A 23,868-nucleotide genomic window follows, 5' to 3' on the forward strand; every position below is an offset into this window, starting at 1 on the left:
GGGGCAGGATTACTGCACGGCGTAGATTGTTGTGGTTCCGCTGACCTCGTTGCCAACGACCAGCAGGGGCTGATCGGACGGGCTCTCTGACGCCGGGACAAACAGGACACTCTCCGGTCCGAGGTCACCCGCGGCAAATGCCGGTTGGCTGCCATCATCGATGTCGTCCTCGATGTTGGCGTCAAAGTCGCGGTTGTTGATGTACTGGACATGTTCGGGGGCCGCGGGGTTGGACACGTTATAGACCATGATGCCGCCGACTCGTTCCAGGCCGATAAAGGCGTAGGTCTGGCCATCGATCTGCGCTGTGGTGACCGCTTCAGGCTCGGGGCCTTTGGCGTCGCTGCGGCTGTCGCCGTCATTCTCATCGTTGTCGTTGTTGAAGTTCTCACCCAGCTGCTGTGCGGTGATGACTTCAAGCTCATTGCCGCTATCGGCCACCAACTGCCCTTGCGAGCCCCAGATGCTGAAGCTCCGTGCACCGAAGACGAGTGGCTCATCCAGTGCCCCGTTGCCATCGGTATCCGCCGTCAGCGTGGTGGCAATGTCGCCAAGCTTCTCGTCGTTGTTGAATGCGCTGTCAGAAAGGGCCCCTTCCTTTGGCGCATCTTCCATCCCGATTTCCTCGACAAACGCATCGTACTCGCGGGAGTCGCCTTCGTTGGCCGTGATGTAGTAGGTCTGCCCGTTCTGTGTGAACGCGCTGATGGCATCCGGCATGAACATGCCCTGAAGTGGCCAGCTGGCAATGTTGAGGCCATCGTCATTGTCTGAGGGGTCCAGCTCGTAACCAGGAATGCTGTGGTCTTTGGTGCCAAGCGCCTGGATGCGGTCAATACGTTGATTTTCCAGATCGATGACCGCCACCGCGTTATTCTCCTGCAGCGTGGCCCAGGCGGTGGTGCCATCGGGTGACACCGCAATGTATTCCGGCTCGAGGTCCTGAGCGACGGAAGAAGCGCCGTCATGCAGGTAGACAGTGAGACTGGCTACGCCCGAATCACTCACCTCGGAGTCACCGTCGAAGTCAGTGGTCAGTGTCAGCGTGTTGCCGTTGATGGTGTCGACCTGATAGGGCAGAGGGTCCCCTTCCGATGAGGCGAGGGTGAACCAGTCGTTGGCGGTTATCGGAGTCGCATCTCCGACCGTAATGGTGGCAGGGTCGGCGTCGGTGAATCCCGCCACTGTCAGTTCAGTGCGACCAAAATTACCGAAAATCCGCACATCCTCCGGCAACTCGTCTGATCGGCTGCCGCCCTGGTTAAAGTCGGCAAAGCCGAGGCGTTTAACGGTGGGCGTGTCAGGGTTGTTCAGGTCAACGATTGAGATCGAGCCCTCGGGATCCTCGCTGTAGTCGTCACTGGGTTCGCCTTCGTTCGCAACCACAGCCTGTTGTCCGTTCGGGGTGAAGGCCACCATGTCTGGCAATACCCCAACGTCCGCCTGGCTCCGAAAACTCAGGTCCGAAGCATTGTAGATCTGGACGCGTCCCTTGTCGGCTCCGGAGTCGTTCTCAACGGCAACCGCGACGAGCCCATTGGCGACCGCCACACTGTTAACGCCACCGGCATCTGGCCATCGTTCGGAGGCGTCGATGCGACCGGCCTTTACGGGCGAGGCCGGGTCCTGAAGGTCGAGCACATCCACCTGACCGGCCTGGGAGTTGACAACAAAGAGTCTGGCGGAGGAAGGGTCAAACGCCACAATTTCTGCAGCACTCTCATCAAACTCGTTTGCCTCGTCGGTGTATCGCCCGATCTGTGCCAGCTGGATCTGATCCGCAGTTAGATCCTGTCCATCAACACCGTCCTGGCCGGGTTTACCATCACGCCCGGCAGTGCCGTCGTTACCGTCATCGCCACAGGCACTGAGCGTCAGAGCCAGAATGAGGGGGGATAAGATCTTGATATTCGCAGAGTTCCGCATGCCGTGCTCTCTCCGTTGAGTGGTGGTTACGCAGAGACGCCACCTTAGAGCACGGTATTTGCGGTTTCATGACAGCCCAGGAGTCTGCGCGGTAGAAAGTCGCACCGCTGCGATCTCGCCTGGCACGATTTCTACCGCGCAGACTCCTAGACAGCCTTCTTGAGGGTCGGCACATCCTGGTGCAGAAACCATTTTTCAGTCACCACCCGCTTCGTAAACCAGTGCGATCGCATCAGACCACTGGCAACCGTGGTTTTGACCCAGTCCGGAAGCTGCAGGTTGATGCCCGAGCCTTCCATTGCCCGATGTCCAAACCGTGCTGAGATCTGTTCGCCGTAGGGAGCCAGACTCTCGGCGCTGGTGTCCCGGGCGTGACTGATGACATCCGCCGCGAGCAGGGCGGATTCAATCGCCGGGCGGATGCCTTCGCCACTCTGGGTGTAGGCCAGTCCTGCGGCATCACCGATCAGCAGGACGCCGTCGTCCACCAGCGGGCGCTCGGCGTGGTCGTACAGCAGGTAGGCATGGCCTTTGAAGCGGCCGGGTAGCTCGGCCGGAATCCGGCCCTGGCGCTTCATCTCGTCAACAAAGGCCTGCAGGTGATCCTTCAGGCGATGGTTGTCCTCGCGGCCCAGGCCGATGTTGAGGTATTGCCCCTTGCGGAACACCCAGGCATAGCCCTTCAGGTCGCGGCAGAACCACAACTCCGGGCGTTCGCCTTGTGCCTCGCAGCTCTCGGCCTGTTCGGGCGTCATCTCGAATTCGACTTCCTTGGCGGCGACCACCGTTTCGTGGCCACCCGGCCCTTCGCCGAGCTGGCTGGCAACGGGGCAGAAGTGACCGCCTGCACCGACCAGCAGCGGCGTGCGCCATCGGTCGTTGATCAGCCATGAGGCGCCATCCCGCTCGATCTGTTTGACCGGTGTGCCCAGGGCTTTGTCCACATCGGCACGCTCAAGCAGATAGTGGTCGAATTCGCAGCGCCGGATGCCGTAGCTGACCGGTTGATTGCCATGGTCGTTGTCCACCGGTGCCTGGCCCATCATGCCGATCCGGAACTTGGTGATGGGCTGGAAGGTGCGGCCCTGGCGATAGTCCTTGGCATCGATGCCAAGACTATCGAGAACGGCCGGCGTGACCCAGCCCGCACAGGTCTTGTCGCGAGGGAAACTCTGCTTGTCGATCACCAGCACGTTCTGGCCACGCTTCTGCAGCGATCGGGCCAGCGTTGAGCCAGCCGGGCCGCCACCGACGATGATGGCGTCATAGTATTCAGCCATGATCAGGCGTCCTCCGGAGCGGCTGGTGACTGATAGAGGTGTTTTCGGTTGCGGGGCACCTCGTTATTGGTGCCGTGGGTCAACACCACCTGGAACAGCTGCAGGGAGCTGGCGCGGAAGGCGGCAATGGAGCCCGCCAGGTACATGCGCCAGGCGCGGACGAAATCGTCATCATAGTAGGCGCGCACCTGTTCTTCATTGGCCTCATAGCGGGCCAGCCAGTGTTCCAGGGTTTCGGCGTAGTGCAGACGCAGGTTCTCAACATCGAGGACCGAAAATGACTGGGTCTCGCACAGCCCCATGAATTCGCCAATGCTGGGCGGGTAGGCGCCCGGGAAGATGCGTTTTTCGATCCATGGGTTCATCGGGCGCGGACAGTTGCGTCCAATGCTATGGAGCAGCGCCAGGCCGTCTGGCTTGAGTGATCGATGGATGACGTCGGCCATGTCGTCGTAATGGGACGTGCCCACATGTTCGAGCATGCCGACTGAGACGAAGGCGTCGTACTGGCCTTCGATATTGCGGTAGTCGTCTTCGATGTAGTCGATCAGGTGATCCAGTGACTGGCGTTTGGCCTCTTCCCGGGCATAGGCCAGTTGTTCTTTCGAGATGTTGTAGGCGTGGACGCGAACGCCGTAATGCCGCGCCATGTAACGGGCCAGGCCGCCCCAGCCGCAGCCGGCCTCGACCACAGTCTGCCCGGGCTGGAGTCGCAGTTTACGGCAGACGTGTTCCAGCTTGGCGAGCTGGGCCTGCTCCAGGCTTAGTCCTTCTTCTTCAAAGTAGGCACAGGTGTATTGCATCTCGGCCGTATCGAGCCAGAGCCGGTAGAAATCATTGCCGAGATCGTAATGGTGATGAATGTTGGAGCGGGCATCATCAATGCCGGTCGATCGTGGTGTGTGACTGTCCCAGAGTTTGCGGATCCAGGCTGGCCAGTGTTCACGGGCCCCATCGGCCGCCTGATAGAGCATGGTCAGCAGGTCCGGCAGGTCGCCGTCGACGTCCAGCCGGCCGCTGCTGTAGAGATCCCCGAACGCCATGTTGGGGTTGGAGAGCAACTGGTAAAGCGCCCCCGGATCTCGGAGCCGGATCTGGTAGGTGTTGTCCGGATGATCGCCGGTGATGACCTCGCCATCCCAAAGCTCGAGTGTCAGTGGGGGATGACCAATCAGCGACAGCAGCTTGCGCACCATCCAGCGTTCGATCGCGAATGGCGCGCGATTGCTTTCGTGGGCACCGGAGGGGATGGACAGTCGATTGCCTGTGGTGGCTTCGTCCCCTTCGGCGTCGTCATGAAAACGCGTGCTGTCATGGGCCATATCGCTGTGCCTCCTTCATCCCTGCTGCCATCCACTCAGTATAGAAAATAAGCAATGTTTGTCATCTCTCCAATGACAGCAGGCCAATCACGCTGATAGAAGGGCCTGATTGGCAGGAATGACACCGGGATGGGGCGGGTCGGACACGGCATGGCATCGAGTCCGGCGGTAGCGTGTGAGTGATGGAATAACAACAAACACTCGCAGGATGGATCATGACAGTACAGCCTCTTGGGTACGGCGTTCTGCCGGCCATTGTGACCCTGTTTTTCGTTGTCTTCGCCCCGGCGGCCGTCGCGCAGGATGACCAGTCCCTGCGCGAGCAGGTCTATGACACGGACCTTCCCCTGGCCCAGCGCCTGGAGGCGATGCAGGCGCTGACCGGCCTGTCGCCCGACGACGATCGCACCTATCGCATCTGTATCTGGGACCTGTTTGGCCGTTCCGGGCCGATTTTCCAGGCTGCCAAACAACAGCGGGTGCGACTGATGGAGTATGGCGTCGATGTGGAGATGGTGCCCTACACGAGCGAGTCGGTGATGGTCGAAGAGCTCAAGTCCGCCACCTGTGATGCCGCGTTGATGAGCGGTCTGCGGGCGCGCCTGTTCAATCGTTACACCGGCACACTGGACTCCATCGGCGGGCTGATCCGGCCACAGCAGATGAAACTGGCGCTGCGCCTGATGGCCGACCCCCGCAGCCGTGACCGGATGGTCGACGGTGAGTACGTCGTGATGGGCATCGCGCCGGGCGGGGCGGGTTATGTGTTCGTCGATGACCGGTCGATCAATACCCTCGCCAAGGCCTCGGGCAAACGCGTGGCGGTGCTGGACTACGATCCGACCCAGGCCGAGATGATCGCCGGTGTCGGTGCCACGCCCGTTGTCACGGACATCGTCAATGCACCCAACATGTTCAATAACGGCGTTGTGGACGTCCTGGCCGCTCCGTTGGCCTCCTACGAAGTGCTTGAACTCTATAAGGGCATGTCGCCGGATGGTGGCATCATTGAGATGCCCCTGGCCCAGATCACCATGCAGCTGATCGGTCGCCGGGACGTTTTCCCCAACGCCCTGGCGCAGCTCGTACGCGAGGCGTTTTACGACAACTATGAGCGCATCCGGGGCCGGCTCCGGAAGGAGACCGACAAGGTGCCGGACAAGTGGTGGATCGACATCCCGGCGGATGACCGGCGCGAGTACGAGAAGATGATGCAGCAGGCCCGTATTGAGCTGCGCGATCAGGGCTACTACAGCCCGGACATGCTGACCCTGCAACGCAAGATCCGGTGCCGGACGGACGATACGCGCGCCGAATGCACCAACCCGGTCGAATGACGGCCGCCCTTTCCATGGCCGGGTCCGGGGGGCGTCGCGCCCGACAGTTGGCCACAGTGCTGCCGGTGCTGGGCGTCCTTCTTGCCAGCCTGCTTGCCTCCGTGGGTGAAACACTGCATTCGCGCCTGCTGGAAGTCGGCGAGGCGAACTGGCCGAACTACTTCGAGCTGCGGCTGGCCGAACGGGTGGAGAAACCCGCCTGTGATCCCAGCCCCGATATGGCGCGGATGGTGGACGAGGCGATGGCGCGCCAGTCATCCGGCGATGTGGGCACATTTGGCGACGTCTTCGGCGACGGACCGGACCGCGCTTCCGTACGGGCGTCAGTGGAAAAACAGGTGGCCAACTGCCGTGCCAGTTGGGAGACCTACCGGACCGTCCAGTCCCGCAACACCTGGCCCGTGCAGCTGTTTGCCGCAATCGAGGTCGGACTGTCGCAGGCGGTGGTGCTGGTAACCAACAACCGCCGTACCATGCTGTGTCTGCTGTTGCTCCTGTGTGCCGCCACGGCCACCTTCCGCCGACAGCACATCGCGCTCAGACCGGTGCTTTCGACCCGGGATGATCGCGTTGCGACGGTGGCACAGGCCCTGGCCAACGGGTTGCTGACCGTGTCCGCCTGGCTCTACCGGGAGCAGGAACTGGCGCAGGCGGCCGCTGGCATGCCATTGGCCCACCTCTATCTGCACGATCTCTGGGTGGCCGGCTTTGGCGGGCTGACCGCCATTTCGGTGTGCCAGCTCATCCGATCACCTGTGGGCGCACCGGCCGGTGGGCATTGGACGCGCTCGCTGCTCTGCATCCCCCTGTACAGCATCATGTGCCTGACCGCATCGGCCCAGTTTGCCGCCTATGGGTTCTATCACGGGATTGCCGTCTACCTGAACATGATGGCGGAGCTGTCCAGCCTGTTCCTGAACCTGGGGCTGTATGTCTGGGTCGGCATGCTGCTGGGTCGCTCACGGCTGCCCCACCGGGTCTTTGATCTGGTCCGCCCCCTGGAGCTGCCGCCACGATTGCTGGGGGTGCTCGTACTGGCATTGACGGCGTTACCCACCGCTTACACCGGCGCCTCCGGCATCTTCATCCTGGCGGCCGGCATGACGCTCTACCAGGAGATGCGCCGGGCGGGGACGTCCGAGCCGATGGCGCTGGCCATTACGGCCATCTCCGGTTCCATGGGGACCATGTTGCGGCCCTGCCTGCTGGTGGTGATTGTCGCCACCCTCAACAGCGCCGTGACCACGGACGAGCTCTTTGGGGCCGGGGCACGGGTTCTGATCCTCACGTTGACCGTGTTTGCGGTGGTCGTCACCTGGCTGGGCGGGCGGGAACCCATCCGGATCGCGCCTGCCCGGCGGTGTCTGCCGGCCATGGCCCGGGCGCTGGGACGGCTTCTGCCTTATGTCGCCATTTTCGCAGCCGTCATGCTGCTGTGGGAATGGGGCCTCGGGCGTGGGCTGGATGAATTCTCCGCGCCGGCCATGCTGCCGGTCATCATGCTACTGATTCTGGGATATGAGCGACTTGCCGGGGGCGGCGATGACGGAGTGAAGCCCGCGCCGGTCCGCCACCAGATGGTATCGGCGACGGACGAGGCCACCACCCTGATTGGGGCGCTGCTGATGCTGATGGCGCTGTCCGTCAGTATGGGCGGGCTGATTGAACGTTCAGGCGTGCTGGATCTGTTCCCGATGGGCGGCTCGATCTGGGTCAGCATCGCGTTGCTGATGGGCTGCCTGGTGGTTATCGGCATGATCATGGACCCGTACGGCGCGGTGCTACTGGTCAACTCGACACTGGCGCCGCTGGCCATCACCCAGGGGATCGATCCGCTGCACTTCTGGACCATGACGATCCTGGCATTCGAGATGGGGTATCTGACGCCCCCGGTGGCCCTCAATCACCTGCTGACCCGTCAGGTGGTCGGCATGCCCACAAGCTGGGAGAGTCTGCATGGCACATTCTGGCAGCGGCATTTCCGGATCATCGTGCCGGTGATCGTCATGGGCATTACGCTGGCGATCGTCACCTTCACACCACTGCTCCACGACGGCTGGCATGGTTGGCTGTTTCAGCGGGTGGCCGTCGCCGGCTGAGGTCATCGGGCTCACCATCTCGCTGACCTTACTGAACATTCAGGCCGAGAATATCGAAAATACACAATATAAATTTCAATGATGGCAGGACTGCTCGTAGAATGGCCGCCATCGTCCGCCGGTGCCGTTTGAAACGGTCGGATGCGACGACGGTTCAATCAACCCGACGAACAGGATCGACCATGTCACAGTACAACCAAGACATTGAGGCCATTAAGGCCCTGCGTGAGAAGATGACGGGCTGGGACGCCATCAATCCCGAGTACGTTGCCCGCATGCGCGCCCAGAACCGCTTCAAGACCGGTCTGGACATCGCCAAGTACAACGCGGCCATCATGCGTCAGGACATGGCCGAGTATGATAAGGACCACTCTCAGTACACCCAGTCCCTGGGTTGCTGGCACGGTTTTGTTGGTCAGCAGAAGATCATCTCCATCAAGAAGCACTTCGGCACGACCAACAAGAAGTACCTGTACCTGTCTGGCTGGATGGTTGCCGCGCTGCGCTCCGAGTTCGGCCCGCTGCCGGACCAGTCCATGCACGAGAAGACGTCCGTACCGGCTCTGATCGAAGAGCTGTACACCTTCCTGAAGCAGGCGGATGCCTGGGAACTGAACCACCTGTTCCGTGACCTGGACGCTGCCCGCGAGGCTGGCGACAGCGCCAAGGAAAAGGAAGTGCAGGACAAGATCGACAACTTCGAAACCCACGTTGTGCCGATCATCGCCGACATCGACGCTGGCTTCGGTAACGAGGAAGCGACGTATCTGCTGGCGAAGAAGATGATCGAAGCCGGTGCCTGTGCCCTGCAGATCGAGAACCAGGTGTCTGACGCCAAGCAGTGTGGTCACCAGGCTGGCAAGGTCACCTGCCCGCACGACGAGTTCATGGCGAAGATCAACGCCTGCCGCTACGCGTTCCTGGAAATGGGCGTTGAAGACGGCGTGATCGTTGCCCGTACTGACTCCCTGGGTGCCGGCCTGACCCAGAAGCTGGCCGTGACCAAAGAGCCGGGCGACATCGGCGACAAGTACAACAGCTTCCTGGCCTGCGATCCGATCGAGAAGCCGGAAGACATCGACAACGGCGATGTTGTTATCAAGCGTGACGGTCAGCTGATGCGTCCGCGTCGTCTGCCCAGCGGCCTGTTCGAATTCCAGGAAGGCACCGGTGAAGACCGTGTTGTACTGGATTGTGTCAACAGCCTGAAGAACGGTGCTGACCTGCTTTGGATCGAGACCGAGAAGCCGCACGTTGGCCAGATCGCTGGCATGGTGAATCGCATCAAGGAAGAAGTGCCCGATGCGAAGCTGGTCTACAACAACAGCCCGTCCTTCAACTGGACCCTGAACTTCCGTCAGCAGGTGTTCGACGCCTGGAAGGAAGAGGGTAAGGACGTGTCCGAGTACGACTACAACGACCTGATGAACGCCAAGTACGACGATTCCGAGCTGGCGAAGGTCGCCGACCAGTGGACCGCCGAGTTCCAGCGTCGTGGTTCCGCCGAAGCGGGCATCTTCCACCACCTGATCACGCTGCCGACGTACCACACCGTCGCGCTGTCCACCGACGAGCTGGCCAAGGGCTACTTCGGTGAGCCGGGCATGCTGGCCTACGTCGATGGCGTTCAGCGTCAGGAGATCCGTAAGGGCATCGCCACCGTGAAGCACCAGGACATGGCTGGTTCCAACATCGGTGACGACCACAAGGAGTACTTCTCCAAGGACAACGCCCTGAAGGCTGGCGGCAAGGACAACACCATGAACCAGTTCTAAGAAACCGGTCTGGTGGTCACCGGGTCGCGGCGCGGCCCGGACGCCCTCAAAACCCCCGTCTGTTCGCAGGCGGGGGTTTTTTGTTGTCGGGTATTTCTGCCGTGCAGATGGCGGCGTCCTGTTATGCTTCATGGTTCAGCCCGCAGGGAGGGATACTATGCCGTTCCGGTTTGTGGACCGCCTCAAGTACATGATTGAGCGTCAGTTCGTGAAGGGAGCGCTGTTCCAGTTGATGGTGGTGGCGCTGGTCATCGGGCTGATATCGCTGGTAGGCGGGTTGTTGGTGTTGCCAACGGCCGGGACCTTTGCAGACCTCGGCGATGCCATCTGGTGGGCGTTTCTACGGCTGACCGACCCTGGATACCTGGGCGATGATGAAGGCAGTTGGCGGCGGTTTGTCTCCACTCTCCTTACGGTCAGCGGCTACGTGGTGTTCATGGGCACGCTCGTCGCCATCCTGACGCGGTCACTGTTCGCCCTTATGACCGATCTTGAGCGGGGCCTGACGCCGGTCACCATGCGCCATCATGTCGTCGTACTGGGGTGGACCAGCCGTACTCTGCCACTGGTGCGGGAGCTGATGGCCGCGAGCGGCCGTGTGCGACGTTTTCTGGAGCGTCACGATGTGCGCCGGATGCGTCTGGTGATTCTGTCGGAATCCGTCTCGGCCGCCCAGTCCCTGGAGCTGCGGAACGACCGGCAGATCGGTCGTCGCTCGCGCCACATTGTGTTGCGTTCCGGTTCGGCCCTTCAGCCTGAAGCGCTGCACCGGGTAGCTGCGTTGCAGGCGGCCGCGATTATCGTGCCGCGCACCTACCATGGGCCGGATAGTCGGATCGGCGCGGACGTGGAAACCGTCAAGGCGTTGATGTCGATGGCCTCACAGGCCGGGGCCACTGGGCGATCACTACCCTATGTGGTCGCGGAGCTGGAGGATAACCGTCGCCAGCCGGTCGCCGAGCGGGCATACCCGGGCCCGCTGGAAGTCATCGCCGGGGACGCGGTGATGGCCCGAATGATGGTGCAGACATTGCTGCATCCGGGACTGTCATCGGTCCTGAATGAGCTGCTGACTGATCGCGGTCAGCATGACCTGTTCATCCGCTCCGGGGAGAACCTGGCGGGCACCCCATTCGGGGATCTGCTTGGGCGCTGGTCCACCGCCCGGGCCCTCGGGGTGCTTCGGCCTCAAGGGGAGGGCTGGCTGCCGCTGCTCTGCCCGTCGCCGGAAGAACGGATTCAGCGGAACGACCGGCTGGTCATGCTCGCCCGGGACTACGATGACACGGCGGAGATGCGTGACGTCGCCCGGACGGCGGCGGATCTAGCTGCGGGGTCCGATTCAGCGCGGGTTGTGCCGGAGGTGACCCGTCATCGGGTCCTGGTGCTCGGGTGGAACCGGCGCTTGGCCTGTCTGCTGTCGGAGATGGGGCAGTACCCCAGTCATCAGTTCACGGTGGATGTGGCCTCCGTTCTTGATGAACGGGAGCGGGACGAAGAGCTGGCGCGTTACGGTGGATGTCCCGAGTCGGTCACGCTGAATCAGCGCTTCGCTGATGTGGTTGTGCCGGTGGATCTTCAGGGGCTGCATCCCGAGCATTACGACTCGGTATTGATGCTGTCCAGTGATCGGCTGGCCTCCGGTGAGGAGGCTGACGCCCGGACCATGATGGCCTACCTGCAGCTGGAGGAAATCCTGGGCAATGGGCCGGATCGGCCTCAGGTGGTGATGGAGCTGAGCGATCCTGATAACGAATCGCTGTTACTGACGGATCACAGTGAGACGCTGGTCAGCCCGATGATTGTCAGCCACATTCTTGCGCAGGTGGCATTGCGCCGGGAATTGAGAGTGGTGCTGGACGAGCTGTTTACCGCCGGCGGGGCGGAGATCATGCTGCGGGGAGTGGACGTACTCGACCTGCCTGACGCGCCGACGTTCGCGACGGTGTGCGATTGTTTTCAGGGGCGGGGCGAGATCGCGCTCGGCATCCTCTGGGCCGACGCCCGCAGGGGCCTGACGATGAACCCGCCGGCGTCAATGGTCCTGACACTGGCCCCTGGGGACCGGGTCGTGGTGCTGGCCCATCCGGGTTAGGATAAGGGCATGCGTATAGGTGAGCTGGCCCGCCAGACGGGCTTTTCCCAGGAAACCATCCGCCACTATGAACGGATCGGACTGATCCCCGCCCCGGCCCGCGGTGAGTCCAACTATCGGACCTACGGACCGGAGGCGGCCAGTCGCCTGCAGTTTATTGCCAACTGCCGGGCGCTGGACATGACCCTGTCTGAAATCCGGCGTCTTCTGTCATTGCGGGACGACCCCGCTGCACGGTGTGGCGCGGCAAGCGAACTGGTATCGGATCATTTAAATCACGTCCGGGCGCGGATCGGCGAGTTGCAACAGCTGGCGGAGCAGCTTGAGGTCATCGAGAGCCAGTGCCAGGCCGATGCCGACACCACCGACTGTGGCATTCTCAATGAGCTGGATCGCATGGGGCCGGTTGGGCGGGACGATGCCGAGTCCAGTCATGTGCCGGGCAGCCACGGCCCCATCCCCTGATGGCCCGGGAGGTTTGGTCCGGCGCGCGCGGTGTGGCGTAGACTGAATGGAACGGCGACCGGTAGATGCGTGACGATGGATAAAACCCAACTGATACAGCAGCTCAACGACGTACGCGCACGCGCCCTGGAACTGGTGGACTCGCTGGGTGAGCGGGCGCTGGATGTGCCTTACGATCCGGGCATCAACCCGCCGTTGTGGGAAATGGGGCACGCCGCGTTTTTCTACGAGGTGTTCGTCTTCAACCTTCTGGATGGAGCGCCCAGCTACGATCCTTCCATGGATGACCTTTGGGATTCGTTCCACGTGGCCCACGGTGATCGCTGGTCCCGTGAGCTGTTCCCCGGCCGGGAAGCGACCCGGCAGTACTTCAATACCATCTACGACCGGATGCAGGCGCGCATCGAAAGAGAGCCGCTGAGCGAAGAGGCCCGCTACCTGTACCGGTATGCGATTGCCCACCAGACCATGCATCTGGAATCCATGACCTGGTGTCGGCAGACGGTGGGCTACCCGGCACCGCCCTGGTTCGGTCACCAGACGCCGTCGGCAGAGCCGGTCGAGTCCGATGATGTGACCGTACCGGCCGGTACCTACCGCATTGGCATGCCGGCTGATTCGCCGGACTACGGTGGCCACGATTTCTCCTTCGACAACGAGAAGCCCGGTTTTGATCTGGAAATGCCGGCGTTTCGGATCAGCCGCACGCTGGTGCGCAACAGCGATTTCCTGCGCTTCGTGGAAGCGGGGGGCTATGAGAACCCCGACTATTGGTCGTTTGGGGGGCGCACCTGGCTGGCCTCGCACCAACAGGCGCCCCGGCACCCGCTGTATTGGTCGCAGGGGGATGATGGCTGGTATGAGCGGCTGTTTGATGGCTGGCACCGGTTGAGTCCGGACTACCCGGTCACTCACGTGTCTTACTGGGAAGCGGAGGCCTGGGCGAACTGGGCAGGCCGCCGACTGCCGACCGAGTACGAATGGGAAGTCGCCGCCCTTGGTAACGTTCCGGACGCCCCGTTCCGCCGTTTTCCGTGGGGCGACGCAATGGAGGCGGGCTGCGCCGATCTGGACGGCCACCTCATGGCCCAGCTCCCTGTGTCGGCCCTGTCGAAGGGCGACAGCCCGTTTGGCTGCCGCCAGATGGTGGGCACCGCCTGGGAGTGGACCCGCAATGAGTTTCTGCCCTATGACGGGTTCAAGGTCGACATGTACCCATTCATGTCCACCCTGCAGTTTGGTGATCACAAGGTGACCAAAGGCGGCGGCTGCGCCACCGCCAGCCTGCTGATCCGCGGTACCTACCGCCAGGCCTACGCGCCCGGACGCCGGGATGTGTATACCGGATTCCGGACCTGTGCTGTGGATGATTGACCGTTTTTGTGAGCCACGGAAAAACACGGAAAGCACAGAAGAACGGTTTTAACGTTTTAAAGTTTTAAAGCCGGTCAGTGTCGGCGAGGTATGCGTTCCCGGCTCTAAAACCTTCAGGCTTTAAAACGTTCAGACATTCTAGCTTTCGCCCGCAGGGCGCTTTCCGTGATTTCCGTGTCGTTCCGTGGCTAAGATCCTGTCTTTTCCGGTGGAGCCGAGCATGAGCTACTACGAATCCGATGAGCAACTTGGCCAGTACATGGCCTTCCATTACGGCGACACCGAGTATTTCGGCGTGCCGAATTACCCGGTGGCCTGCGTCGAGCGTTGTCTCGCCCGCCATGGTGAGCGGCCACGACGCCGGGCGCTGGACCTTGGCTGTGCTGTGGGGCGCAGCACCCTGGAGCTGGCGCGGTCGTTTGATGACGTGGTGGGCATCGATCTCTCCCGGCGTTTTATCGACAGTGCCGAACAGCTCCGCCGAACGGGTGCATTCAGCTACTGGGTCCGGGATGAAGGCGATCTCGGCCGGGAGCAGCGGGTGACGCTGGCGGCATTGGACTTATCGGACGCGGCACGCCGGACGCGGTTCGAGGTGGGCGATGCGCAGGCGCCAGGGCCATCCCACACCGGTTATGATCTGGTGTTTGCCGGCAACCTGCTGGACCGTTTACCGAGGCCGGCGGACTTCCTCGAACACGTGCACGAACGGCTCCTTCCGGGTGGCGTGCTGGTGCTCACCTCGCCCTATACCCTGTTGCCGGATTTTACGCCCCGGGGGGAATGGATCGGTGGTTATGAAGACAATGGGCAGGCTGTGACGGTTCGCGATGGCCTGTCGCATCATCTGTCCCGACGGTTTCGCCCGTTGGGCGAGCCGGAGGATGTGCCCTTCGTGATTCGCGAGACACGCCGCAAGTTCCAGCACACCGTCGCCGAGCTGACGGCCTGGGAGTGCTGTTAGGAGGCATCCGGCTGTCTTCCGGCCAGGTCAGTGATGTGGCTGGCCAGAGCGACCCCGGTTTCGTTCATGGTCAGGTACGCGGCATTGACGCCCGCCTCCTGGATTTTTACCGCCTCGTCGGCGTACATGGTGTGGGCGACGATGTATCCAGTGAACCCTTTCTTGCGCAGCATGCGTGCGGCCAAAAGCTTGCCCTCAATTTCACTCATGGCCAGAACCACCGATTTCAGATTCGGCATGTACAGCCCCTGCCAGAAGCTGTCGTCTTCGGCATCGGCGAAGACGACATTACGTCCCTCGTTGATGTGCTTATCCACTTTGGATGGGTCTGAGTCGATGGCCATCAGCCGCGGTTCGGTATCAATGAGTCGATCATAGGCGGCGGTTCCGGTCCGGCCCATCCCCATGACCAGTACTTCAGTATCGCCCAGTGAAAGAGGCTGCTCATCCGGATGACGCTGGTGGCGCTCGAAACGCGCCAAGTGGCGTCCGAAACGGCCGTGGAGGTTGTGGGACAACCGGTTGAGCGGTGCTGAGATCACGAATGACAGGGCCACGGTAATGGCCAGGGGCACCAGCCATTCAGGCAACGCGACGCTGGCGACGATCAGCCCGAACTCACTGTAGTTGCTGAGTGACAGGCTGGTGAGGAAGCTGCTGCGTGCCCGCAGACGGAAGGCGATCATGAGTAGGAAGAACAGGACGCCCTTGAGGGGGAGCAACAGCGCAGCGCCCATGGCAAACAGCAGTGTCGTCTGGTCGGGGAGCCCTTCCATGCCGATCTGCAGGAAGAAGCCGACCAGGAAAATCTCCTTGACGCTCCAGAGCGATTTTGACAACTCCTGGGCCCGTGGGTGATTGGCCAGCAGGGCGCCGATCAGCAGGGCGCCCAGTTCAGAGCTCAGTCCCATCGCTTCGAACCCCATGCCGCCAACCGCCAGTGCCAGCAGCATGCCGAGCAGTACGAGCAGCTCGTCGTGACCGCTGATGTCGAGCAGCCGGAACAGGAGCGGGCGCAGCAGGGGCAGGGCGAATACCAAGAGGGCCCAGGCGGACGGCGTGTGGCCGGCGGTGACGCTCATCACCACCAGCGCAATCAGGTCCTGGACGACGAGAATGCCAATGGCCACCCGACCATGGAAGGCCCGGAGCTCGTTCTTGCTTTCCAGTACCTTGGCGACAAGTACTGTACTGGAGAATGACAGCGCGATCGCCAGAAGAACGGCTTCACGGGTGCCCAGGTCCATCAGGAGCAGCAGCCCCGGGGCGACGACCGCCACGGTCAGGCCAAAATGCAGCAACCCGCCGCCGATGACCTCGGGCCGCAGCAATGCCTTGAGCTTGAGTTTCAGTCCGACCGTGAACAACAGCAGCAAAACACCAAGATGGGCGAGGTGATCGAGAATCGCCGTGCTGCCGGCGGGCAGCCCCAGGGCCTGCCCGGACGCATTGAGAAGAAAGCCGGCGACCAGAAAGCCAACGAGTGGTGGAAGCGCGAGGGTACGGGCCGCCAGGCCCAGACTGAATGCGAAAAGGATCCAGATGGCTTCGGTCATGGTCCGTCGTCTACTGCCGCTGAATGTCTTTCAGGAACCCGGTAACCAGTTCCGCGGATCGCTCGGGGACTTCCATCATGGGCACGTGGCCGACGTTGTCGAGCTTGACGACGCGGGCGTTTGGGATCAGGCGCTCGAAAATGTCTGCATTGCGCACATTCAGTGCCCGATCCTGTTGTCCCCAGATGATCAGTACCGGTGCCTGAATCTGCCTCATCTGCTCTGTGAAAGACTGATCCATGCCGGCGTCCGGATCAATAATGTCCGCGAAAATCTGCTCGTTCAGATCCTGACGGGCGATGGCCTTCTCCTCCATGACCGATCCGACCGGCCAGGGAATGAACGGCTTCTGCTCCATGACAAAGTCGATCAGCTTGTCGAGGTCCCCTTCCTTGCGGACGATCAGCGGATTCGGTCGTCCGTCCGTCACCTGTTCGGTCAGGGGGCTGGGAAATTCTGTAATGCCGCCGGGGGCGAACAGAATCGCGGACTGCACCTGGTTCGGGTGGCTGGCGGTATATAGTGCCGTGATGGCGCCGCCCATGGAATTGCCAATCAGGTGGAAGCGTTCCAGACCAAGCTCGGTAAAGATCGCCTCAAGGCTCTCCACCTGTGCCTTGTGGGTGTAGGCGCGGTCCCGCGGCTGGGCGCTGTCACCGTGGCCCGGCAGATCCAGAGCGTAGAGGGTCGTGGATTCGGGCAGGGCGTTGGCCAGTCGGGTCCAGTTGTCCTTGTTGGCCCCGAAACCGTGCAGCATGACCAGCGGTATGCCGTCGCTCACTGTCTCGCTGCGCAGGTAGGCGTACTCGGCGCCATCGACGACCACCCGTTTCTCCTCAAGGTCCGCACGACTGCGCTCCATAGCGATGGCGGATTCGTAGAGGTCGTGGCGGGAACAGCCGGAGAGAACGACCAGAGTGGCAAGCAGGGCAAACAGGGGCAACGACTTCATGAACGGTCCTTATTCCGGTGGTCGGGGACAACAGGACCGGCTCAGTGCCGGTCCTGTTCCCGGGCAATGGCATGATGCCCGATATCGCGACGACAGTGTACGTCTTTCCAGTGAATGCGGTCTGCCAACTGGTAGGCGCGCTGCTGCGCCTCGGTGACCGAGTCACCCAGTGCCGTGGCGCACAGCACCCGGCCGCCGCTGGTGACCACATTGCCGTCATCAAGTTTTGTGCCGGCGTGAAAGACCTTCTCGCCGCCCGTCTCGCTCTCCGGCAGGCCGCTGATCGGCAGCCCTTTTTCGTAAGAGCCGGGATAGCCGCCGGCAGCGAGCACTACGCCCACGGCCGCGCGGGAGTCCCAGGTGGAGTCGCACCGATCCAGGGTGCCATCGATCCCGGCCTGGCAGAGGCTCACCAGATCAGCCGTCATCCGCAGCATGATCGGTTGGGTTTCCGGGTCGCCGAAGCGGCAGTTGTATTCAATGACCTTGGGCGCACCGTCCGGGTCGATCATCAGGCCGGCGTAGAGAAAGCCGGTATACGGATGCCCCTCCGATGCCATCCCCTGGACCGTGGGGACAATCACCTCATTCATGATGCGCTGGTGGACGTTGTCGGTGACCACGGGTGCGGGAGAATAGGCGCCCATGCCGCCGGTGTTCGGCCCCGTGTCGCCATCGCCGACCGGTTTGTGGTCCTGGCTGGTCGCCATCGGCAGGATGTGCTCACCGTCGACCATGACGATGAAGCTCGCTTCCTCGCCCACCAGAAATTCCTCGATCACGACGCGGCTGCCCGCATCGCCAAAGGCGTTGCCCGAGAGCATGTCCCGGATCGCGTCTTCGGCCTCGGGGAGCGTCTGCGCGACCACCACGCCTTTGCCCGCCGCCAGACCGTCGGCCTTCACCACAATCGGCGCGCCCTGTTCGCGGACGTAGGACAGCGCCTCATCCACGTCTGTGAAATTGCCGTAGGCGGCGGTGGGTATCCGGTGCCGTGCAAGGAAGTCCTTGGTGAATGCCTTGGAGCCCTCAAGTTGCGCGGCGCCCTGGTCCGGGCCGAAGATGCGCAGGCCCTGATCCCGGAAGTGATCGACGATGCCCTCGACCAGAGGCGCTTCCGGGCCGACGATCGTCAGCTCAACCTCGTTGTCGCGTGCGAAGGCGGCGAGACCGGCGAAATCGAGCACGTCCAGTCCGACATTCTCCAGCGCTGGCTCCCGGGCCGTCCCGGCATTGCCGGGGGCGACGAACACCCGGTCGGCGGTCGGGGACTGGGCGGCCTTCCAGGCCAGGGCGTGTTCGCGGCCGCCGCCACCGATGATCAGAACGTTCATACCAACCTCCTCAGTGGCGGAAATGGCGCATGCCGGTGAAGACCATGGCGATGCCGTGCTCGTTGGCCGCGTCGATTACCTCCTGGTCGCGGCGGGAGCCGCCGGGCTGGATGACGGCGGTAATGCCCGCTTCGGCCGCGGCATCGATGCCATCCCGGAACGGGAAGAAGGCGTCGGAGGCCATGACGGAGCCCTTCACTTCCAGGTTCTCGTCTGCCGCCTTGATGCCGGCGATCTTTGCGCTGTAGACCCGGCTCATCTGGCCGGCGCCAACGCCAATGGTCCGACCCGCACGGGCGTAGACGATGGCGTTGGATTTGACGTACTTGGCCACCTCCCAGGCGAACAGCAGATCGTTCAGTTCGCTCTCGGTGGGCTGGCGCTCGGAGACCATCTGCACATCGTCCATATCGACCATGCCCAAGTCCCGGTCCTGAACCAGCAGGCCGCCGGTGACACGCTTGTAGTCCAGTGCCTTCTCGCGCTCACCACTGAGATCGCCGCAGGCGAGTAGCCGCACGTTCTTCTTGGTGGCGACCGCTTCGGCGGCTTCGGCGCTGACGGTGGGTGCGATGATCACTTCAACGAATTGCCGGTCGACGATGGCCCGGGCCGTGTCCGCGTCCAGCTCTCGGTTGAAGGCAATGATGCCGCCAAATGCGGACGTCGGGTCGGTGGCAAAGGCCAGCTCGTACGCCTGTTTGAGGTCCGCGCCAATCGCGACGCCGCAGGGGTTGGCGTGCTTGACGATCACGCAGGCCGGATCGGCGAAGGGCTTGACGCATTCCAGCGCCGCGTCGGTGTCGGCGACGTTGTTGAACGACAGCGCCTTGCCCTGGATCTGGTCGGCCGTCGCGACGGAAGCCTCTTTCGGGGCACGCTCGGCATAGAATGCAGCACGCTGGTGCGGGTTCTCGCCGTAGCGCATCTCCTGCACCTTCACGAGCTGGGCGTTGAAGGTGCGGGGGAAGTCCTCGTCGCTGCTGTCGGCGGTGCGCCCGCCAAGATAGTTGGCAATAGCGGCGTCGTAGCCGGCTGTGTGTTCGAACGCGCGGACGGCCAGGTCGAACCGCGTGGCGTAGCTGATGCCACCGCTGTTGGCGTCCAGCTCATCCAGAATCCGTTTGTAGTCGCCGGTGTTGACGACGATGGCCACATCGTCGTGATTCTTGGCCGCAGCGCGCACCATTGTGGGGCCGCCGATGTCGATGTTCTCGATGGCGTTGGCGAGCGTGCAGTCGTCCTCCGCCACGGCGGATTCAAACGGGTAGAGGTTGACCACCACCATGTCGATGGGGTCGATGCCGTGCTCGAGCATCACGGCGTCGTCCGTGCCCCGCCGACCGAGAATGCCGCCGTGGATGGTGGGGTGCAGCGTTTTGACGCGGCCATCCATCATCTCTGGAAAGCCAGTGTGATCGGACACTTCCTTGACGGGAATGTCGTTTTCCTGAAGCAGCCGGAAGGTGCCGCCGGTGGACAGCAGTTCGATGCCACGATCGGCAAGGCGACGGGCGAAATCCACGAGGCCGGTCTTGTCGGAAACGCTGAGCAGGGCGCGTCGAATCGAGGTGTTGTCCTGGTGTGCCATGGGTCTCTTACGTTGGTTGAAAGGCTTGCATACCGGTATGCCGGGCTCTGAACGAATGAAGGCCTCTCGTGGAGGCCTTCGGGGGCTGTTTCGGCTTACAGCAGTCCGTACTGCTTGAGCTTCTTGCGCAGGGTGCCCCGGTTCAGGCCCAGCATGTCGGAGGCGCGGGTCTGGTTGTTGCGGGTGTAGGTCATCACCTGCTCCAGCAGGGGCGCTTCCACTTCGCTCAGCACGAGCTGGTAGACGTCGGTCACCGGAGCGCCGTCCAGCTGTTCAAAGTAGTTCTTCAGGGCCAGCTCCACGCTGTCGCGCAGGGTGACCGAATGGCCCCCTTGAGCGGTGGATTGCAACTGCTGGCTGCCGGACTCCGGCGGTTGGTTTTCGTTGGCCAGTGTGTCAGCGCTCATGCTGCGAATACCTCTCCATTTCGTAAGTCTGAAAAGTACTGTTGAATGCCGTCAATCTGTTCCGCCGCGCTCTCCATGGCATTGAAGCGGCGACGGAACCGTTTGTCGGGGTCGTGGGACTGGAGGTACCAGCCCACATGTTTGCGGGCGATTCGCACGCCCATGAATTCTCCGTAGAAACGGTGCAGGGCCTCCAGATGTTCCAGAAGAATCGTTTCCACTTCGACCAGAGCGGGCGGTGCGCACCGCTGGCCCGTGGTCAGGTAGTGGTGGATTTCCCGGAATATCCAGGGGCTGCCCTGAGCGGCCCGGCCGATCAGCAGACCGTCCGCGCCCGTGTGCTGCAGAATCCGTGCCGCTTTTTCGGGGCTGTCCACATCGCCGTTGGCAAACACCGGTATGTTCCGCTCGGCCTTCACACGGGCGATGGTGTCGTACTCGGCCTCCCCCTGGTAGCTGTCCGCCCGGGTCCGGCCGTGGATGGACAGGGCCTGAATCCCCGCCTCTTCGGCCATGCGGGCAATCACCGGCGCATTGCGGTGTTCGCGGTCCCAGCCGGTGCGCGTTTTGAGGGTGACAGGCACATCCACGGCCCGGACAACCGCATGAAGAATGTCGCCAACCAGGGTTTCGTCCTTCATCAGGGCAGAACCTGCCGCCTTATTGCAGACCTTCTTGGCGGGACAGCCCATGTTGATATCAATGATCTGGGCGCCGTTGTCGACATTGACCCGGGCAGCCTCCGCGAGCATGTCCGGGTCTCCGCCAGCAATCTGTACGGACCGGGGCTCCGGTTCGCCCGTGTGGTCCAGTCGCAGTCGGGATTTGCGGGTATGCCAGAGCCGCTGGTCGGCGGTCACCATCTCGGACACCGCCAGCCCGGCGCCAAGTCGGCGACAGAGTAGCCGAAACGGGCGATCCGTCACCCCGGCCATGGGCGCGACAATCAGCGAGTTGGGCAACGTGTATGGACCAATGGTCGCCTCGGGCATCATCCTTCCGCACCTTCCGGATCTGGTTAAAACTCGACCAGCTCAATAAGGGCCGACAATGATACCCCCGCGCCCGGGTGGATTGAAGGGGACAGGGCCGGAAAAATCTGATTATTTTTCGCGCAGTTCTCTTGACAACACGGGTGGCCCCTTTCAGCGCGCATCGCGATTGGTGGCGCGGCGGGGCAGAAACTCAAGGTTGTAGTTGACCGCGTCCCGGCCGGGATCACGGATAGCGATGGAGATGCGCACGGGGGTGGCGGTCGGCATCTCAGTGAGGTCGGTTGCGTTGCCGCGGAGGTACTCCGTCGGTTCAAAGACACTCTGGGCCACCACCTCACCGCTCAGGTTGGAGAAGCTCAGCCCGATGGCGGGGAAGGGTTGGCGGAACTCGGCGTTATTGACGAGGACGGCGTCAACGATCAGTGCTTTGCGCTGGTCCGGGTCATCCCGCACGACGAGCTTGCGACTGTTGATGCGGTCCAGTGCAATCAGCGGCGGCAGGTCGCACCCGGCATATTGGCAGGCTTTTTCATACCAGGGGCGAAGCTGGGGGACGCTGGCCAGGCGATCGAACTGGAACCAGGTGACCTGAGCAATCAACAGGGCAATCAGGGCCAGTGTGACGAGGGTCCAGAGTGTCCGGCGCAGCCAGGGGCGTTCTTTCGATGCGACCGCGATGGGCTCGGAGCGGAGGTTGTCCCACTGGCCACCGTGGCTGCTGCCCGGTCGGGCAGGCGACGGGGTGTCGGCGCGTTCCATGGCGTCGGTGGCGGTGACACCGGGGTCGTCTTCCGCCATGGTCAGCGTGTCACGGTTGGGATGCTCGTCGGGCCAGCCGATGGCCTCGTCCATTGCGCTGTCGAAAAGCGGCGTGTCGTCAGGGGCCGGTTCCGTCGTGTCTTCCGGCTCCGGAGGGGCCTGCTGTGGCTCGTCCTGTTCTGACGGGGCACTGTCCTCCTCTTTGAGCATGGCCTCGGCCCAGCTCTCATCAATGGCCTCGTCGCCGGACTCGCTCTCGTCTTCCGGATACGGATGCTCCGGATCATCCTCGTCCATGGCGAGGAAGCTGTCGCTGAGCTCTTCGTCCGGGATGGCCTTTTTGCCCGCGTAATTGCCGGCGGCGGCGTCTTCCTCCGGGTCGTCCTCAAAGACCAGATCGTCTTCCGGCTCTTCTGGCTCTTCCGGCGTCTCCGCTGACGACTCGTGCTTGGTTGCAGACGCTGTCTGGTCGGGAGTCGGGTGCTCTGGCTCCGGCCCGGTCGGGTCTGGCGTCGGCTGAGGAACGGGCTCTGGCTCGCGGTGATCCAGCGCATTGAACACTTCCATGCATTGCCCACAACGGACCTTGCCACCGGCGACGTTGAGCTGTTCACCGGTGACTCGGAATCGGGTGCCGCAATGGGGGCAGCGGGTCAGCGTACTGCTCTGGCTCATCCTGAACGTCCTGTCTTAGGCCGCAAATACTGAAGCGCAGTCTAGCCTTTCCGGCGGCGCTCCGTCACCTGTCGCGGCGCCGGCCTGTGATGCAGACCCACCCCTCCTTCTCCGTCGGGGGCTGCATGTCGAACCAGGGGTCGTAGGCGTCAGCCACCTGAACGGCCTGTTCGCTGAGAATCCCCGACAGCACGATCCAGCCGCCTTCGCGGACGCGAGAGGCCAGTTTGCCGGCCAGCGACATCAGCGGCTGTGCGAGGATGTTGGCGAGCACCAGGTCTGCCTCCATCTCCGGATCGTTGTCCGGCAGATAGAGGGCGACCCGGGATTCGTCGATCTCGTTGCGACGGGTGTTTTCCCGGGTGGCTTCCAGGGCCTGCGGGTCGGTGTCCACGCCGACAAAATGGCGGGCGCCGAGCAGCAGCGCCGCCAGCCCGAGAATGCCGGAGCCACAACCGTAGTCGATCACCTGCTGGCCGGTCAGGTCCTGGCCGTCAAGCCATTCCAGACATAGGGCGGTGGTCTGGTGAGTGCCAGTGCCAAATGCCAGGCCAGGGTCGAGGACGAGGTTGGCGCCGTCCGGGTCCGGGGCGCTGTGCCAGCTGGGCACGATCCACAGCCGCTGGCCGAAGCGGATGGGCTGGAAATCGTCCATCCAGGCCCGCTCCCAGTCACGATCCTCGAGCAGCTCCACCTCGATGTGGCCCAGCGTCTGCTGGGTCTGCTGGTGGTACTGATCCTGCAGCAGGGCGCGGATGCCTTCCATGTTTTCGTCGGTCTGGAACAGACCCGTGACCCGGGTCTGATTCCACAGCGGCGTTGTACCCGGTTCGGGCTCGAACAGCGGCTGATCGGCCGCGTCTTCCATGGTCACGGCTTCGGCGCCGGCGCCCATGAGCAGTTCCTCCACCAACTCCGCATGATCCGGGTCGGCGGGGACGTGAAGCTGGATCCAGCGCATG

The 23,868-nt window shown here is 62.6% G+C and carries 18 protein-coding genes; 7 read left to right on the forward strand and 11 right to left on the reverse strand.

From position 1 onward, the window contains the following. Nucleotides 1–9: 9 nt before the first annotated feature. The 3 genes from C8D92_RS09480 to C8D92_RS09490 all read right to left on the reverse strand — a co-directional run bounded on the left by C8D92_RS09480 (nucleotide 10) and on the right by C8D92_RS09490 (nucleotide 4,528). A complete protein-coding gene (locus C8D92_RS09480; RefSeq protein ID WP_116919205.1) occupies nucleotides 10–1,926 on the reverse strand; it encodes a choice-of-anchor I family protein in 1,917 nt (638 codons plus the stop codon). 146 nt (nucleotides 1,927–2,072) lie between these two features. Continuing rightward, on the reverse strand, nucleotides 2,073–3,206 hold the full coding sequence (locus tag C8D92_RS09485; RefSeq protein WP_116919206.1) for an NAD(P)/FAD-dependent oxidoreductase: 1,134 nt from the start codon (nucleotides 3,204–3,206) through the stop codon (nucleotides 2,073–2,075). Between the two features lie 2 nt (nucleotides 3,207–3,208). Next, entirely contained in the window at nucleotides 3,209–4,528 is a 1,320-nt protein-coding gene (locus C8D92_RS09490; protein ID WP_095611186.1) for an SAM-dependent methyltransferase, read from the reverse strand. 215 nt (nucleotides 4,529–4,743) lie between these two features. On the opposite strand from C8D92_RS09490, the gene C8D92_RS09495 reads away from it, so the two are divergent. From C8D92_RS09495 to C8D92_RS09525, 7 genes are all read left to right on the forward strand, one after another. After that, nucleotides 4,744–5,865 (forward strand): putative solute-binding protein, encoded by a 1,122-nt coding sequence (locus tag C8D92_RS09495; RefSeq protein ID WP_116919207.1) that lies wholly within the window; start codon nucleotides 4,744–4,746, stop codon nucleotides 5,863–5,865. Then, nucleotides 5,844–7,964, forward strand: coding sequence for a TRAP transporter large permease subunit (locus C8D92_RS09500; RefSeq protein ID WP_207775152.1), 2,121 nt, complete (start codon nucleotides 5,844–5,846; stop codon nucleotides 7,962–7,964). Before C8D92_RS09495 ends, C8D92_RS09500 begins: the two co-directional genes overlap by 22 nt. A 182-nt stretch (nucleotides 7,965–8,146) precedes the next feature. Then, complete coding sequence (locus tag C8D92_RS09505) at nucleotides 8,147–9,739, forward strand: isocitrate lyase (RefSeq protein WP_116919208.1); 1,593 nt, start codon at nucleotides 8,147–8,149, stop codon at nucleotides 9,737–9,739. Between the two features lie 157 nt (nucleotides 9,740–9,896). After that, complete coding sequence (locus C8D92_RS09510) at nucleotides 9,897–11,834, forward strand: CASTOR/POLLUX-related putative ion channel (RefSeq protein ID WP_116919209.1); 1,938 nt, start codon at nucleotides 9,897–9,899, stop codon at nucleotides 11,832–11,834. A gap of 9 nt (nucleotides 11,835–11,843) precedes the next feature. Next, entirely contained in the window at nucleotides 11,844–12,299 is a 456-nt protein-coding gene (gene cadR / locus C8D92_RS09515; protein WP_116919210.1) for a Cd(II)/Pb(II)-responsive transcriptional regulator, read from the forward strand. Between the two features lie 75 nt (nucleotides 12,300–12,374). After that, the gene (senA, locus tag C8D92_RS09520) at nucleotides 12,375–13,673 is read left to right on the forward strand and encodes a selenoneine synthase SenA (protein ID WP_116919211.1); all 1,299 of its coding nucleotides are present in this window, start codon (nucleotides 12,375–12,377) and stop codon (nucleotides 13,671–13,673) included. 220 nt (nucleotides 13,674–13,893) lie between these two features. Further along, complete coding sequence (locus tag C8D92_RS09525; protein WP_116919212.1) at nucleotides 13,894–14,637, forward strand: putative 4-mercaptohistidine N1-methyltransferase; 744 nt, start codon at nucleotides 13,894–13,896, stop codon at nucleotides 14,635–14,637. Here C8D92_RS09525 and C8D92_RS09530 read toward each other — a convergent pair. From C8D92_RS09530 to prmA, 8 genes are all read right to left on the reverse strand, one after another. After that, entirely contained in the window at nucleotides 14,634–16,193 is a 1,560-nt protein-coding gene (locus tag C8D92_RS09530; protein ID WP_116919213.1) for a cation:proton antiporter family protein, read from the reverse strand. The two genes, C8D92_RS09525 and C8D92_RS09530, sit on opposite strands and share 4 nt — an antisense overlap. A 10-nt stretch (nucleotides 16,194–16,203) precedes the next feature. Further along, nucleotides 16,204–17,145: an alpha/beta fold hydrolase gene (locus C8D92_RS09535; protein ID WP_116919214.1), complete on the reverse strand. Its 942-nt coding sequence runs from the start codon at nucleotides 17,143–17,145 to the stop codon at nucleotides 16,204–16,206. A 41-nt stretch (nucleotides 17,146–17,186) separates the two neighbouring features. Beyond that, on the reverse strand, nucleotides 17,187–18,479 hold the full coding sequence (purD, locus tag C8D92_RS09540) for a phosphoribosylamine--glycine ligase (protein ID WP_116919215.1): 1,293 nt from the start codon (nucleotides 18,477–18,479) through the stop codon (nucleotides 17,187–17,189). A gap of 10 nt (nucleotides 18,480–18,489) precedes the next feature. Next, nucleotides 18,490–20,070 carry a bifunctional phosphoribosylaminoimidazolecarboxamide formyltransferase/IMP cyclohydrolase gene (purH, locus tag C8D92_RS09545; RefSeq protein ID WP_116919216.1) on the reverse strand — a complete coding sequence of 527 codons (1,581 nt, stop codon included), beginning with the start codon at nucleotides 20,068–20,070 and terminating at the stop codon, nucleotides 18,490–18,492. Between the two features lie 95 nt (nucleotides 20,071–20,165). Continuing rightward, the gene (gene fis, locus C8D92_RS09550; RefSeq protein WP_095612299.1) at nucleotides 20,166–20,477 is read right to left on the reverse strand and encodes a DNA-binding transcriptional regulator Fis; all 312 of its coding nucleotides are present in this window, start codon (nucleotides 20,475–20,477) and stop codon (nucleotides 20,166–20,168) included. Next, entirely contained in the window at nucleotides 20,474–21,469 is a 996-nt protein-coding gene (dusB, locus tag C8D92_RS09555; protein ID WP_423837077.1) for a tRNA dihydrouridine synthase DusB, read from the reverse strand. The genes fis and dusB overlap by 4 nt, the downstream gene beginning before the upstream one ends. 153 nt (nucleotides 21,470–21,622) lie before the next feature. Beyond that, entirely contained in the window at nucleotides 21,623–22,906 is a 1,284-nt protein-coding gene (locus C8D92_RS09560) for a DUF3426 domain-containing protein (protein WP_116919218.1), read from the reverse strand. Between the two features lie 64 nt (nucleotides 22,907–22,970). Beyond that, nucleotides 22,971–23,867: a 50S ribosomal protein L11 methyltransferase gene (prmA, locus tag C8D92_RS09565; protein ID WP_116919219.1), complete on the reverse strand. Its 897-nt coding sequence runs from the start codon at nucleotides 23,865–23,867 to the stop codon at nucleotides 22,971–22,973. Between the last annotated feature and the right edge of the window lies 1 nt (nucleotide 23,868).

Source organism: Tamilnaduibacter salinus (assembly GCF_003096655.1).
In the GTDB taxonomy this organism is placed as follows: domain Bacteria; phylum Pseudomonadota; class Gammaproteobacteria; order Pseudomonadales; family Oleiphilaceae; genus Tamilnaduibacter; species Tamilnaduibacter salinus.